The organism is Streptomyces sp. NPDC058257 (assembly GCF_042881845.1).
GTDB lineage: Bacteria > Actinomycetota > Actinomycetes > Streptomycetales > Streptomycetaceae > Streptomyces.
Map to the genome: position 1 here is coordinate 196,923 of NZ_JBHVXJ010000008.1, position 15,150 is coordinate 212,072.

At 71.5% G+C, this 15,150-nt stretch carries 9 protein-coding genes and 1 pseudogene; 6 read left to right on the forward strand and 4 right to left on the reverse strand.

Features of this window, described 5'->3' with window-relative positions:
• Positions 1-68: 68 nt before the first annotated feature.
• Complete coding sequence (locus ACFVXC_RS21080) at positions 69-1,664, reverse strand: ferredoxin (RefSeq protein ID WP_389907226.1); 1,596 nt, start codon at positions 1,662-1,664, stop codon at positions 69-71.
• Positions 1,661-2,875 (reverse strand): hypothetical protein, encoded by a 1,215-nt coding sequence (locus tag ACFVXC_RS21085; RefSeq protein WP_389907228.1) that lies wholly within the window; start codon positions 2,873-2,875, stop codon positions 1,661-1,663. The genes ACFVXC_RS21080 and ACFVXC_RS21085 overlap by 4 nt, the downstream gene beginning before the upstream one ends.
• A 424-nt stretch (positions 2,876-3,299) precedes the next feature.
• On the opposite strand from ACFVXC_RS21085, the gene leuS reads away from it, so the two are divergent.
• The 3 genes from leuS (at position 3,300) to ACFVXC_RS21100 (ending at position 8,034) form a co-directional block, all read left to right on the forward strand.
• Positions 3,300-6,200, forward strand: a complete 2,901-nt coding sequence (gene leuS, locus ACFVXC_RS21090) for a leucine--tRNA ligase (RefSeq protein ID WP_389907229.1) — start codon at positions 3,300-3,302, stop codon at positions 6,198-6,200.
• 139 nt (positions 6,201-6,339) lie between these two features.
• Positions 6,340-7,089 carry a hypothetical protein gene (locus ACFVXC_RS21095; protein WP_389907231.1) on the forward strand — a complete coding sequence of 250 codons (750 nt, stop codon included), beginning with the start codon at positions 6,340-6,342 and terminating at the stop codon, positions 7,087-7,089.
• A gap of 99 nt (positions 7,090-7,188) precedes the next feature.
• Complete coding sequence (locus ACFVXC_RS21100; protein ID WP_389907233.1) at positions 7,189-8,034, forward strand: DegV family protein; 846 nt, start codon at positions 7,189-7,191, stop codon at positions 8,032-8,034.
• Positions 8,035-8,105: 71 nt separating this feature from the next.
• Here the strand turns inward: ACFVXC_RS21100 and ACFVXC_RS21105 are convergent.
• Positions 8,106-8,688: pseudogene (locus ACFVXC_RS21105) on the reverse strand (IS481 family transposase); the annotation flags it as partial.
• 254 nt (positions 8,689-8,942) lie between these two features.
• Entirely contained in the window at positions 8,943-9,659 is a 717-nt protein-coding gene (locus ACFVXC_RS21110; protein WP_389907235.1) for an SDR family oxidoreductase, read from the reverse strand.
• A 96-nt stretch (positions 9,660-9,755) separates the two neighbouring features.
• On the opposite strand from ACFVXC_RS21110, the gene ACFVXC_RS21115 reads away from it, so the two are divergent.
• The 3 genes from ACFVXC_RS21115 to ACFVXC_RS21125 all read left to right on the forward strand — a co-directional run bounded on the left by ACFVXC_RS21115 (position 9,756) and on the right by ACFVXC_RS21125 (position 15,070).
• Positions 9,756-10,634, forward strand: a complete 879-nt coding sequence (locus ACFVXC_RS21115; RefSeq protein WP_389907237.1) for a LysR family transcriptional regulator — start codon at positions 9,756-9,758, stop codon at positions 10,632-10,634.
• Positions 10,635-11,489: 855 nt separating this feature from the next.
• Positions 11,490-12,320 (forward strand): helix-hairpin-helix domain-containing protein, encoded by an 831-nt coding sequence (locus ACFVXC_RS21120; protein WP_389907467.1) that lies wholly within the window; start codon positions 11,490-11,492, stop codon positions 12,318-12,320.
• A gap of 44 nt (positions 12,321-12,364) precedes the next feature.
• Complete coding sequence (locus tag ACFVXC_RS21125; RefSeq protein ID WP_389907239.1) at positions 12,365-15,070, forward strand: ComEC/Rec2 family competence protein; 2,706 nt, start codon at positions 12,365-12,367, stop codon at positions 15,068-15,070.
• Positions 15,071-15,150 lie beyond the last annotated feature (80 nt).

Here is a 15,150-nt window from a genome sequence, read left to right on the forward strand (position 1 = left end):
GATGAGAGCGGGCCACCCGGATCGGGTGGCCCGCTTTCGTGTGTCTTCTGGAGGTGTCTCCTAAAGGGTCATTGGCGTCCGCTGCCGAGCGCCCTGCGGCCACGGCCGCGGCCCGGCGGGAGTGCGAGCGGCAGCGCCGTGCGCGGTGAGGGCACGGACGGGTCCTCCTCGACGCGCAGTGCGAGTGCGGGGCAGCGGCGTACGGCGCGTGCGGCTCGCGCTTCGGAGTAGCGCGGTACGGACGCTTCCGCAACGGAGGGGAAGCCGTCGGGGCCCAGCTGGATCAGCTCGGGGACGATGTCCGCGCACAGCCCGTGGCCCTGGCAGAGGGTCCAGTCGACGGCGAGCCTGCGGCCGCTGGGGGCCTCGGCCTGCGGGGTCTCCTCCTGGAGCGGCAGGACACCCTCCACGGGGCGGCCGCAGCCGCCGCCGAGGACGTGCGCGGCGAGGTCGTCCGTGAACGCCGAGATGCTGGAGTCGATGAAGGCCGCCGTGCCGTCGGGGTGCTTGCAGGCGCCGCGCCGCTTCACGGCCCGTGTCACCTCGCGCAGCGCCTCCAGGGCGGTGGGGCCGCCGCCGTCCAGGACGTCCGCGAGACCGCGGGCCGCCGCGGGGAGCCCCAGGTAGCAGGGGCCGCACTGGCCCGCGCTCTCGCCGGCCAGCCAGTTCGCCACGTGCAGCGACTCCCCGAGCGGGCAGGTGCCGGGTCCGATCGGCAGGATGGCGCCCGCGCCGAGCGCGCCGCCGCAGGCCTCCAGGGAGGCGCGTGAGACGACCGCGTCATGTGCGGTGACCGCGTCGAGCCACTTGCCGTGATAGCCGCCCGTCAGGACGCCCTGGGGGAGCGGCGGGGCGCCGGCGAGCTGCAGTACGTACTGCAGGGGCACTCCGGTGGGAACCTCGACCACCATGGGCCTCGCGACGGCTCCGGAGACGGTGAGCAGCACCGTGCCGGGCTCCTCCCGCAGGCCGGTGCGGCAGTAGCGGTCGGCGCCCGTCCGGGCGGCGACCGCGAGCTGCGCGAAGGTCTCCGCGTTGGACAGCAGCGTGGGCGCGCCGCCCACTCCGGAGTCGGAGGTGCGCACCTTGCGTCCCGGCGGCAGTGGCGGACCGCCGTCCGCCGAGCGGACCAGGGCCGAGGACTCTCCGGTCACCATGCGCACCGGATTGCGTTGCACGCGCGCGCGGATGGTCGATCCGCGCCGGTTGGTGAGGCCGCGCTCGGCGAGCGCGGCGAGCATCGAGGACTCGGTGGAGTCCCGGGTCACACCCACGACGAGCGTGCGGGCGCCCAGGGCTTCGGCGGCGAGGAGAGCGCCGTCGAGGATGAGGTGCGGGGCGCGGTTGATCAGGACGGTGTCCTTGCGGCAGGCGGGTTCGTCCTCGCTGCCGTTGACGACGACCACGGGGCGCACGCCCCGACGTATCGCCGCGTCGGCGACCGCGCGGAGCTTCTTGGCGAAGGGAAAGCCCGCGCCGCCCCTGCCGCGCAGCGAGATGGCCTCGGAGAGACCGGCGAGGGACTCGCCCGCCATGGGTTCGAGCGGGCCGTGCACCTTCAGGTGCATCGCCAGATCAAGGCGCTCGACCAGATCGAAGCCCGAGGTCAGGAGCGGAAGCCCGACGACGCGGACTTCGGGGACGTCGGGCAGCGACGCGTTCACTTGGGTCCTCCGGTGGCGGCGTTCCAGGGCTCGCCCGAGCTCGGCGCCTGGAAGGTGTGGGGCAGCGGTTCGGTGGCGGGACCGCTGTCGTACGGGGCTTGGTACGGGGCCTCGTACGGAGGGTTGTGGGCCGCGTCGTACTGCGGGTCGTACGCGGTGTCGTGGGAGCGGTAGGGGGCGTCCGGGGGGTCGTACGCCGTGGTGTGGGTGTCGTACGAGGTGTCGTACGGAATGTGCGGGGCCTCGGCCGGGAGAGGCGGGGAAGGGGACGGCCAGCGCGGCGGGGGGTCCATCGGGGGATCGGTGGGAACCGCCTCTGTCGGCCGGCTGCTGGAGGCGAGGACGCGGTAGGCCGCCGCGATGCCGACCACCGGAGGGTCGGGTACGGGTTCGGGGGCGCGGCCGGGATCGGCGGCCGTACCGGGGAGCGGGGACTCGGTGGTGTCCCGGTGTACGGGCTGCCGACCGCGCACCCTGCCCTCCGGTTCGAGAAAGGCCAGGATCCGGGCGGCCACCTTTCGCTTGACCGGGAGCGGGGCCGCGCGCAACGCGACCGCACCCGCGACGGCGACCAGGCAGAGGCAGTACAGGGCGATCACCCACGGCTTGGGCGCGCGTCCCGCGTACAGGCCGTGGACGAGGGCCGAACACCAGGCGGGGTAGGCGAGCATGTGCAGCGCCCGCCAGCGCGACGCGACCTGGGCGGGCGAGGCGAAGGCGCTGCGCAGGGCCCCGGTGACGCCGGTGACGACCATGAGGAGCCCGGCGAGCGAGCCGAGGCCGATGAGGCCATCGCTGCCGGAGAAGCCGAGCCCGAAGGGGATGAGGGCGCCGACGGGCGACACGTGGTCGAGCGCGAGTTTGACGCTGACGTGCAGCAGAAGGGACCCGATGGAGGCGACGGCGGTGGCCCGGTGCACGGCCTGGGCGAGCAGTCGCTGACGGGAGTGCAGGAAGAGCCGGTCGGTGGCGACCAGGCCCCACACGACGGCGGCGGTCAGGGAGACCAGGGACAGGACGCCGGTGGTGAAGTCGAGGGCGGCGCGGAAGGCGTCGCTGCCGACTATGACGAGCAGGGGTATGAGCAGCAGTGCGGCGGTGGTCAGGACTCCGCGCGTGGTTCTGCTCGGTTCGGGGAAGGCTGCGAACGAACGGCTCTTGCGGTTGGAGCGGTTGGTGCGGCTCTTGCGAGGAGAATTCAGAGGGTTCATGGGGGCGACTCCGAAATGGCTCGATCGCCGCATGCTAAGTGGCCGCATACCAGTGAGTACGAGGTTTGAGTTATTGCGTTGTTATCTAAACGCGACGCGATCTTGGTGTTGCCCCGATAGTGGTCGGTACGCGGAGTAACCTTTGGCCAAGGGTCGGGTTCCGGGCCTTCGGCGGGCCAGGGGGCGGCGCGGGGTGGTGCGGGGCGGTGCGGTGGAACCTCGTCGCGGGCCACGTGAGCGCTGCGGTACCCTGACGCCATGCGTGCCGTACGCCTTCTGCTTAGCGGGCCGCGCTGATCAGTCCCGACCGCCGGAAAATCGCGGTCGGCATCGGCGCGGCGTCCCCTCCTGTGTGAGGGGCTTTTTCATTTGGCCAGGACGGTCATTTCCGCAGGCAGAGACGATCGATGGAGCTTTGACAATCATGAGCGAGACGAATTCCGCTGCCGCCACCGAGGTGGCCGCGCCGCACCGCTACACGGCTGCCCTGGCCGCCGAGATCGAGGCACGCTGGCAGGACTTCTGGGACGCCGACGGCACGTACGAGGCGCCGAACCCGACCGGCGACCTGGCGGCGGACGGCGACGCGCAGGCCGCGCTGGTCGCCAAGCCCAAGAAGTTCATCATGGACATGTTCCCGTACCCCTCCGGAGCGGGCCTGCACGTCGGCCACCCGCTGGGATACATCGCCACGGACGTCTACGCGCGCTTCCAGCGCATGACCGGCCACAACGTCCTGCACACCCTGGGCTTCGACGCCTTCGGCCTGCCCGCGGAGCAGTACGCCGTGCAGACGGGCACGCACCCCCGGGCCTCCACCGAGGCCAACATGGAGAACATGAAGACGCAGCTGCGCGGTCTGGGCCTGGGCCACGACAAGCGCCGCTCCTTCGCGACGATCGACCCGGACTACTACAAGTGGACCCAGTGGATCTTCGTGCAGATCTTCAACTCCTGGTACGACGGGGAGACGAAGAAGGCCCGCCCGATCGCCGACCTGGTCGCGCAGTTCGACAGCGGTGAGCGTGCGGTACCGGGCTCCACGCGCGCGTGGAGCGAGCTGACTGCCAACGAGCGCGCCGACGTGCTGAGCGAGTACCGCCTGGCGTACGCCTCCGACGCCCCCGTCAACTGGTGTCCCGGCCTGGGCACCGTCCTGGCCAACGAGGAAGTCACCGCCGACGGCCGGTCCGAGCGCGGCAACTTCCCCGTCTTCAAGGCCAAGCTGCGCCAGTGGAACATGCGCATCACGGCGTACGCGGACCGCCTCCTCGACGACCTGGACGGCCTGGACTGGCCCGAGGCCATCAAGCTGCAGCAGCGCAACTGGATCGGCCGCTCCGAAGGCGCCCGCGTCGACTTCCCGGTCGGCTCCGGGGACGAGGCCATCACCGTCTTCACCACCCGCCAGGACACCCTGTTCGGCGCGACCTACATGGTCCTGGCGCCCGAGCACGAGCTGGTCGACAAGGTCGTCCCCGACGCCTGGCCCGAGGGCACCCACGAGACGTGGACCGGCGGGCACGCCACCCCGGCCGAAGCCGTCGCCAAGTACCGCGCGTTCGCCGCCTCCAAGTCCGACGTGGAGCGCCAGGCCGACGCCAAGGAGAAGACCGGCGTCTTCACCGGCGTCTACGCCACCAACCCGGTCAGCGGCGAGCAGGTCCCGGTCTTCATCGCCGACTACGTCCTGATGGGCTACGGCACCGGCGCGATCATGGCCGTCCCGGCGCACGACAGCCGAGACTTCGCCTTCGCGCGCGCCTTCCACCTGCCGATGCGCTGCGTGGTCGAGCCGTCCGACGACCGCGGCACCGACACGTCGACGTGGGACGACGCCTTCTCCTCCTACGAGGCGAAGCTGATCAACTCCGCCAACCAGGAGATCTCGCTGGACGGCATGGACGTCGCCGGCGCCAAGGCGCGCATCACCGGCTGGCTGGCCACCCGCGGCATCGGCGAGGGCACCGTCAACTTCCGCCTGCGCGACTGGCTGTTCAGCCGTCAGCGCTACTGGGGCGAGCCCTTCCCGATTGTCTACGACGAGGACGGCATCGCCCACTCGCTGCCCGAGTCGATGCTGCCCCTGGAGCTGCCGGAGGTCGACGACTACTCCCCGCGCACCTTCGAACCCGGCGACGCGGACACCTCTCCGGAGACGCCGCTGTCCCGCAACGAGGACTGGGTCAATGTCACCCTGGACCTGGGCGACGGCCCCAAGAAGTACCGCCGCGAGACGAACACGATGCCCAACTGGGCCGGTTCCTGCTGGTACGAGCTGCGCTACCTGGACCCGCACAACGACCGGAAGCTGGTCGACCCGGCCGTCGAGCAGTACTGGATGGGCCCGCGCGAGGGGCAGCCGACCGGCGGCGTCGACCTGTACGTGGGCGGCGCCGAGCACGCGGTGCTGCACCTGCTGTACGCCCGCTTCTGGTCGAAGGTGCTGTTCGACCTGGGGCACATCTCGTCCTGCGAGCCGTTCCACAAGCTGTTCAACCAGGGCATGATCCAGGCCTACGTGTACCGCGACAGCCGTGGCTTCCCGGTCCAGGCCACCGAGGTCGAGGAGCGCGACGGCCAGTACTTCTTCGAGGGCGAGCCGGTCAAGCGCGAGCTGGGCAAGATGGGCAAGTCCCTGAAGAACGCGGTCACTCCGGACGAGATCTGCGAGGAGTACGGCGCGGACACCCTGCGTCTGTACGAGATGGCGATGGGCCCGCTGGACGTCTCGCGCCCGTGGGACACGCGCGCGGTGGTCGGCCAGTACCGGCTGCTGCAGCGCATGTGGCGTCTGATCGTCGACGAGTCGACCGGTGAGGTCACGGTCGCGGACGTCGCGGAGTCCGACGTCGCCGAGGGCACGCTGCGCGCCCTGCACAAGGCGATCGACGGTGTGCGCCAGGACCTGGACGGCATGCGGTTCAACACCGCCATCGCCAAGATCACCGAGCTGAACAACTACCTGACCAAGGAGGGCGGCACGCTGCCGCGCCCGGTCGCCGAGCGCCTGGTGCTGCTGATCGCTCCGCTGGCCCCGCACGTCGGCGAGGAGCTGTGGCGCAAGCTGGGTCACACCGACTCGGTCGTCCACCAGGACTTCCCCGTGGCCGACCCGGCGTACGTCGTGGACGAGACCGTGACCTGCGTCGTGCAGATCAAGGGCAAGGTCAGGGCGCGCCTGGAGGTCTCCCCTTCGATCTCGGACGAGGAGCTGGAGAAGGTGGCCCTGGGCGACGAGAGGGTTCTGGCGGCGCTGGACGGTGCCGGGATCCGCAAGGTCATCGTGCGGGCGCCGAAGCTGGTGAACATCGTCCCGGCCTAGAGACACGCGGTACGCGAGGGGATATGAGGGTAGTCCCCTACGGGCAGGTTGGGGGTTCCACTGGAACCCCCAACCTGCCCTTTGCGTTTACCGTGGAAGGGTCGGTGCGGAACTCGCCGCAGGATCCGGGAGGAGCGTCATGGAGGCCGTGGGCGTGATCGTGGCGCTGCTCGTAGTGCTGTTTCTGGTTTTTGGTGTGTACATGACGGTGAAGGCGGTCGGTGCCGCCAAGCGCGGCGTGGACCGCACGATCTCGCAGGCGCGCCGGTCGGTGGAGGACACGACGCTGCGCGCGAGGAGCTTCGCGCAGGTGGGCCCGACCGCCGAACTGGCCCAGCTGAGGCTCTCGTTGCGTACGTCGATGCGGGCCACGCAGGACGCCCTGCGGGCGGGTGCCGTCGAAGACGTCTCGCTGAAGGAGTCCCTGGGGCTCTTCGAGCGGCTCAGCGCGCACGGCCACGAGCTGGACGAAGAGCTCAGGCGCCTTGAGCGGGACCCGGACAGGACGGCCCTGACCCAGCGCCTCCCCGCCCTGCGGGAGCGCACGGAGCAGATCACGAAGTCGGCGGATTCGCTGCGGTGGGTGGTGCGCGACCGGGCCCACCGTTTCGCGGACGACGATCTGGACTCGCTGAGCTCGCAGATCGACCTGGAGACGGGCGCGCTGCGGCACTGGACGAAGGAACCGGCGCCCGCGCAGACCCCCGCCGCGTGGCCCGAGCCCGACCAGGCGGCGGACGCGGGCAAGGCCGCGGAGCAGACGTGGACGGAGCCGTCGGAGCAGGAGTCGTCCGCGTCGCAGGAGCAGGCGCGGCCCGCCATCACGCCGCCGACGCCGCGGCCCTCCTATCCCTGGGAGAAGCAGGCCAGGCCCGAGAGCACGACGTGAGCGCGGGGGCGATCAGGCAGGGCCCGGAGAGCGACTGGCAGACTGGACCGCAAGGGGTCGGGCTGCCGCCGTCGGGCCCAGGCAGGTAACCTCCACCGCATGTCCCGTCATGTCGCGATCGTCACGGATTCAACGGCCTATCTGCCGCAGCGGACGATGGAGCGGCACGGCATCACGTCGGTACCCCTGACGGTGGTCCTGGGCGACCAGGCGCTCGAAGAGGGCACCGAGATCTCCGCGCGCTCCCTGGCTCTGGCGCTGCAGAAGCGCCGCTCTGTGACCACCTCGCGGCCGAGCCCTGAGGTCTTCGCCCAGACCTACCGCAAGGTCGCCGAGTCGGGCGCGACGGACATCGTCTCGCTGCATCTGTCCGCCGAATTCTCGGGCACGTACGACGCGGCGGCCCTCGCGGCGAAGGAAGCGCCGGTGCCGGTTCGGGTGGTGGACACCGGCATGGTCGCGATGGCCCTGGGCTTCTGCGCGCTCGCGGCGGCGGAGGCGGCCGAGTCCGGCGGCTCGGTGGACGAGGCGGTGACCGCGGCGGAGAAGCGGTCCGCGAACACGTCCGCGTACTTCTACGTCGACACCCTGGACTATCTCCGCCGGGGCGGCCGGATCGGCGCCGCGCAGGCGCTGTTGGGCTCGGCCCTTGCCGTGAAGCCGCTGCTTCAGCTGGACGGCGGGCGCATCGAGATGCTGGAGAAGGTGCGGACGGCGTCCAAGGCGATCGCCCGCCTGGAGGAGATCGTGATCGAGCGGGCCGGCGCGGACCGCGTCGATATCGCGGTGCATCACCTGGCGGCGCCCGAACGGGCCTCGACCCTCGCGGACCGGCTCAGGGACCGGGTGCCCGGCCTTGCGGAGCTGCACGTCAGCGAGGTCGGGGCGGTGATCGGGGCGCATACGGGGCCCGGGTTGTTGGGGGCCGTGATTTCGCCCTGGTGAGGGTGAGCGGGGCCGTGCGGGGCAGGTTCAGGTCGTTCCAGGTCGCCGCTCCAGGTCGCCCCAGGGGCGTCCTAGGTGTACTGACCCGAGAGGTTAGGGACGCGGCTGGCGGGTGGCAGCCCCCTTCAGGGCGGTGTGTCTCCGGTGATGGTTGTAGGTATGGAGCCAGCCGGGGTAGGCGTCGCGGCGTTCCTTCTCGCTGAGGTACGGCTTGGCGTAGGCCCATTCGTCGAGGAGGGCGCGATTGAAGCGTTCGACTTTCCCGTTGGTCTGGGGGCGGTAGGGACGGGTGCGTTTGTGGGCGATCCCTGCGTCGGCCAGGGTGTTGGCCCAGGTACGTGAGCGGTAGCAGGAGCCGTTGTCGGTCAAGACGCGTTGGACGGTGATTCCGGCCTGGCCGAAGAAGTTCTGCGCCCGGATCCAGAACGCGGAGGCGGTCTCCTTCTTCTCGTCGGCGAGGATCTCGCTGTAGGCCAGGCGTGAGTGATCGTCGACGGCGTTGTGGAGGTAGCTGTAACCCTCGCCAATCCGGTTCTTTCGGCCGGCCCGGCGGCCCAGCACCTGATGGCCGCCGCCGTTGGGGATGTTGCCGAGCTTCTTGATGTCGACATGGATCAAGTCGCCTGGTGCGGCGTGCTCGTAGCGTCGGAAAATGACGATGGCCGGGTGCACGAGTTGCGTCTCGTGCACCCGGCCGTTGCGTGGGCGCCGTCAAGTGGCGAGATTTGGAAGTGGGTTGGGAAAACGTGGGTGGGCTCGCGCCAAACGCGTGCGCTGTTCGCGGGTCGCCGTCTCTCCCAGCCGGGGCTCGCCGATCATACTGAGCAGGTCGGTGTGAAAGCCACCCCAGCTTCCTGGCGAGTGCGTGGTGCGCCCACTGCCACCTCGGCGCTCTCGCGCGCGCATTGTTACCAGGAGATGGATCCCTGGTCGTCGAAGAAGCCGCCTCGGGGGCCGTCGTCGGGCAGGGTGGCGAGGCGAAGGGCGATCGCGGCGCCCTGCTCGGGTGTGCGTTCCCCGGCGAATCCGGTGAAGTCGGTTGCGACATACCCGGGGCATGCCACGTTCACGATGATGTTCGTGTCAGCAAAACGGCGGGCGTACTGTCCTGTGACGCTGTTGAGCATCGACTTGGAGGGTGTGTAGGCGGCCATGACCGGGCCGGTCTGCAGCGTCAGCGAGCCCATGTTGCTGGACATGTTGACGATCCGGGGTGACGCGGCGCGGCTGAGCAGCGGGAGCATCGCGTTCGTCACCCGCACGACCCCGAACACGTTCGTTTCCAGGACCGTGCGCAGGACGTCGAGGTCGAGGGTCGTGGGGTCCTGAGCCCCGTTCTCGAAGCGGCCGGAAATTCCTGCGTTGTTGACGAGTACGTCGAGTCGCCCGGCTGCCTTCTCGATGCTCGCCGCCGCGGCGGCGACGCTGTCGTCGGAGGTGACGTCGAGGGCGACTCCGAATGTCTCAATGCCTGCGGCACGCAACCGCTCCACGGCCTCCTTGCGTCGGGTGTCGTCACGAGCCCCCACGGCGACGGTGAAGCCGAGGGTTCCGAGACCCTGAGCGATGGCGAAGCCGATTCCCTTGTTGGCGCCGGTGACCAGGGCTGTCTTGGTGTTGTTCATGCTGCCCATACTCAGAGCGCGGCGTCCGTTTCGTCCAATATCGATCCAGTACGCTGTGATACCCGGCGGGTATCACAAGGTGGATGGGGTAGGCGTATGGACGATCTGGAGAGCCGTGAGCTGCGGTACTTCGTTGCGGTCGCCGAGGAGCTGCACTTCGGGCGCGCGGCTCAGCGGCTCGGGATCGCGCAGCCACCGCTGTCGCGCGCCATCCGGCAGCTGGAACGCCGGCTCGGCGTCCAACTCCTGGACCGGGACCGACGAGGGGTGGCCCTCACCGACGCCGGCGGTGTGCTGCTGCGTGAAGCCCGGGTAGCCCTCGATGCGGTCGCGGCTGCCGCGCGCCGGACCCGGCGGGCAGCGGATCTCCAGCGGCCACTGGTACTGGTGACGAAAGCCGGCGCATCACACGAGCTGCTGCAACGACTCCTCGCCTCGTCGGCAGCCGACAGCGATACGGCACCGGTCGAAGTTGTCCTGTGCGAGGTCGGTGAGCAGGCGCAGTTCCTGCGCACCGGGCGCGCGGATGTGGCTCTCATGCACCGGCCGGTCGACGACCTGGCCGGGTTCAATACCGAAGACCTCTGCACCGAAGGGCAAGTCGCCCTCCTCCCGTCCGGACACCCGCTCGCCGCACGTCCCCAGCTCACCCTCGCGGACGTTGGCAACGTGCCGGACCTTCCCATCGCCCGATGGCCCCGGCTCGACGGCTCCTATCCCGACGGCCCCGGGCCAGAGGTGCACACCCAGTCGCAGCTCGCTCAGCTCGTCGCGCTCGGCAAGACCCTGCTCGTCATCCCCGCCTCCAGCCGCGCCTGGCAGTGGCCCGACCATGTCGCAGTGCCCGTCGTCGACGCCCCCGACATCACGACCGTGCTCGCCTGGCCAGCCGGCCACCACTCATCGGCCCTCGCCGCACTGACCCGAGCCGTGGCCGGGCTTCGCAAGACGCCACCAGCTGCGCTCACACCCTGAACCTCCTCGCCACCCGACTCCGCGGATGTTAACGGGGGACCAACCAGAGCTCTATCGTCACCAACCTCTGTGAACAGAACACCTAGGTCGCTCTTGCGGGTGGCGGGGTTATCCACAACTGCCGGGTAATCCACGGGATTTGACCAAGATCAACAAGATTTCGCCGCGGTGCCTAGCGTCGTCGGCATGGCACTTCGATCACTTTCACGCACACCTGCCGCCACGAGCGGACCGGGCCGCGGCCCCGCATCCGACAGCCGCGTTCCCGCGTCCGGCGGCGCCGAGCGATACAGCCAGGCACGCAGACGGGCGGCAAGGCGCAGACACGCTTCAGGAGAGGCGCGGGCGCGGGCACTGGCGTTACGGCAGCGCGCGGAGTCACTCTTCAGCGAGCCCGAACGGGCGGGTGACGGAGAGGGCTTGGAGCCCGCGGGGCGGGCGCAGGGTGGACCGGTGTCGCATCCGCGGGCCCTGCGGCAGCCGGAGGCCGTGACGGTGCCGCATCCGGAGCGGCCGGGCATGCGATGGCGTCAGCCGGTGCTGGAGGAGGCGGGCCGGACGCAGGCCGGGCCGGTGCCGCGGGACGTGCGGCCGTACCGGTCGGCGGCGCAGCAGGTGGAGACCGCTGGGGCGCAGACGCAGACCGTGCGGCCCTCACGGGCTGTGCCGTGGCCCGAGGCGGAGGCGGAGGCTGAGGCTGAGGTGCCCTCTCCGGCGCGGACCGTGCGGCGGCGTCGGGCTGTGCCGCAGGTGCAGGACGTCGCAGCGGCTCAGACACGGAAGCGGGCCTCGGTGCGACCCGCGGCTGCGACGGCACCGTCGACTCAGCCGCAGGCCGTGCGTCCCGCCAAGGTCGTGTCGCGACCTCAGCCGGTGTCGCACTCCCCGGCTCAGGCGCAGCCCCGAGACCGGGCGCAGCAGCAACCGGCGCCACCCGCGACCGGTGGCGAGGTCGTGGCGCCGTTGTGGGGGCGGGTGGGGCTTGCCGTGCGGGAGCGGTTGCCGTTGTGGCTTCAGCTGCGGTGCGGCCTTGAGCGGCGGAGCCTGGTCGCACTCTCGGTGGTCCTCGCCCTTGCCGCGGTCTTCGCCGCCCAGCACTTCTGGTCAGGGCGTACGCAGCCGGTGCGGGCTCCGGACGTGGTCGGTGCGGCGCCCGATCGGGGTGCGGAGCCGTCTTCGTCACCGGGAGCTCCAGCCTCTCCGGAGGGGGGTGGCGCAGGCGGCATGCCCGGTGCGGGCGGCGGCAGGGTCGTCGTGGACGTCAGCGGCAAGGTCCGCAGCCCCGGGATTCTGCGGCTGCCCGCGGGTTCCCGGGTCGCCGACGCGCTGAAGGCCGCGGGCGGGGTTCGCCCCGGCGCGGACACGGACGGCCTCAACCGCGCCCGCCTGCTCATCGACGGCGAACAGGTGGCTGTGGGCGCTCCTGCGGCTCCGGCTGCTCCGGCGGTGCCTGGCGCGGAGGCGGGCGCCGGGCCGACGGGAGCGAGCCCCGCCGCGCCTGTCGGCCTCAACACGGCCACAGCCGAGCAGCTCGACGAACTGCCTGGCGTGGGTCCCGTGCTGGCCCAGCACATCATCGACTACCGCACGGAGCACGGCGGTTTCCGCTCGGTGGACGAACTGCGCGAGGTCAACGGAATCGGCGACAGGCGCTACGCCGACCTGCAGAACCTCGTGCGGCCATGAGGCCGAGGAGCCGGACGGCTGAGTCGAGGAGTCGGGCCGCCACGATGTCCGGAGCCTCGACAGACGTAGGCGGCACCACCGACGACGCCCATCCCGGGCGTCGGCTCGGGGACGCGCACCCTCGCCAGGAGGGCCCACCGGACCTGCGTCTCGTGCCACCCGCCCTCGCGGCCTGGGGAACGGCGGCCCTGGCGCTGGACGCGCCGCCCCGGTGGGTGATCGCGGCTGTGGCGGTCTGTGTGGGGGTGGCGGGCGCCCTGCTGGTGGTGTGGACGGTGCGGGGGCGGCCGACGGGTGCGGGGCGCCAACCCTGGCGGCGGGTCTCGGTGGCGGCCGTCCTCCTCTGCGCCGCGGCGGGCGCTGCCTCCGCGGCGTTGCACGGGGCCGACCTGCACCGGGGCCCGGTCCCTGCGCTGGCTGACCAATATGCCGATGTGGAGGTCGATGTGGAGGTCACATCCGATCCCCGGATCACCCGGCCCCGGGTCCCGGGAGCCCAGGCCGCGCCGCCCTCCGTGATGCTGGACGCGGAGATCGTCCGGGTCACGACGCACGACGGCAGGACATCCGTGACCCGAACCCCGGCCCTGGTCTTCGCGGAGGACAGGGACGGGGACAGGGACGGGGATGGAGATGGGGACGGGGACGGGGACGGGGACGGACAAGGCCCTGGGGGCGCGGCCGGCGGCGGGGATGCCGCAGGCCCCTGGCACAGGGCGCGCTGGCTCGCGCTCCTTCCGTCCACCAGGCTGCGCATCCGGGCGAGCCTGTCGCCTCCCTTGCCGCAGAGTGACCGCGTCGCGGCGGTGGTCCGGGTGGCCGGAGAGCAGACGCCGCGGGTGATCGAGGCACCGTCAGGGCCGCAGCGCCTGGCGGGGCGGTTGCGGGGCGGGCTGCGGGAGGCCACGGATGGGTTGCCGCCCGATGCGCGGGCGCTGTTGCCCGGTCTTGTGGTCGGGGACACCTCCCGCGTGCCGCCCGAGCTGGAAGAGGCCTTCAGGGCAACCGACCTGACGCACCTCCTCGCCGTGAGCGGGGCCAATCTCACGATCGTCCTCGCGCTGCTCATCGGCCCGCCGGGCCTCGCTCAGCGCGCCGAGCGGCGGGGTATCGCACCACGGCTCGGGATCCCGCTGCGGGCGACCGCGCTGATCGGCGGCGCCCTCACTCTCGGCTTCGTCATCGTCTGCCGACCGGACCCGAGCGTGCTGCGGGCCGCGGCGTGCGGGGTGATCGCGCTGCTCGCCATCGGTACGGGACGGCGTCGGTCGCTGATCCCGGCCCTGGCCGCAGCCGTGCTGCTGCTCGTCCTGTACGACCCGTGGCTGGCCCGCAGCCCCGGCTTCCTGCTCTCCGTCCTGGCCACCAGCGCCCTGCTCACCCTCGCCCCGAGATGGAGCGCCGCGCTTCAAAGACGCGGGGTGCCTCCGCGCCTGGCCGAGGCGTTGGCCGCCGCGGGTGCCGCGCAGGCGATGTGCGCGCCGGTCGTCGCCGTCATCGCGGCACGGGTGAGCCTCGTGGCGATCCCCTGCAACCTCCTCGCGGAGGTGGCCGTCGCGCCCGCCACGGTCCTTGGCTTCGCCACGCTCGCGACGGCTCCAGTGGCCATGCCGGTCGCCAAGTTCGTCGCATGGTGGGCGAGTTGGCCGGCCGCGTGGATCGCGGACATCGCGCGCACGGGTGCGGCTCTGCCGGGGAGCGGAGTCGACTGGCCCGGTGGCTGGCGTGGTGGTCTGCTGCTCGCCCTTGCCACGGTCGGCGTGGTGCTGGTCGGCCGCAGGCTCATCAGGCACCCCTGGCTCAGCGCGGCCTGCGCCCTGCTGCTCCTCCTCACGATCGTGCAACCCCCGCCCCTCGTCCGGGTGATCGCGGGCTGGCCGCCGCCTGGCTGGCGGTTCGCGATGTGCGATGTGGGCCAGGGGGATGCCACCGTGCTCGCCGCCGGTGACGGGGCGGGAGTGGTCGTCGACGCGGGTCCTGACCCGGTGCTCGTGGATCGCTGTCTGCGTCTGCTCGGCGTGACCCGTGTGCCGCTCGTCGTGTTGACCCACTTTCACGCGGACCACGTGGCGGGCCTGCCGGGCGTGCTGCGGGGGCGTTCGGTCGGGGCGATCCAGACGACGGGGTATCAAGAGCCGTTCGAACAGGCGAAGTTCGTCACGGATCAGGCGGCCGCCCATCAGATTCCGGTGACCCGTGCCGTGGCGGGGGAGCGGCGCCGTGCGGGCGGCGGCGCCCTCGACTGGCAGGTCCTCTGGCCCGCGGCGGCGGGCCAGGGCCCGGTGCCGACCCCCGATGGCCCGAACGACGCCAGCGTCACCCTGCTCGTCCGCGCCAAGGGGGTGACCCTGCTCCTGCTCGGCGATCTCGAGCCGCCCGCCCAGCGAGCCCTCTCGCGCACACCGGCCGTGGCGGCGCTGCCTCCCGTGGACGTGCTCAAGGTCGCGCACCACGGCTCGGCCTATCAGGACCCCGGACTGATGCGGCGGACCGCGCCGCGCCTCGCGCTCATCTCTTGTGGCAGGGACAACTCGTACGGGCACCCGGCGCCCCGCACGGTCGCGGCGTTGCGGGCCGGGGGAGCGCAGGTTCTGCGGACGGATACGGACGGCTCGATCGCGGTCATCGGGCCGACCGGCAGACCGGCGGCCCCGTCGGCGGGCGGAGCGGCTCCGAGGCTGGAGGTGGCCACGCGAGCGCCCTGGCGAGCCGCCGGGTCCGAGCCGCCGGGTCCAGCCCGTCGGCCTTAACCGAATTGCAGCGAAGTGGGTTCGTGTTGCATCGAATGCCGCAACGGTGATCGAATGCCCCTTCGGGACAGGAGTTGTCA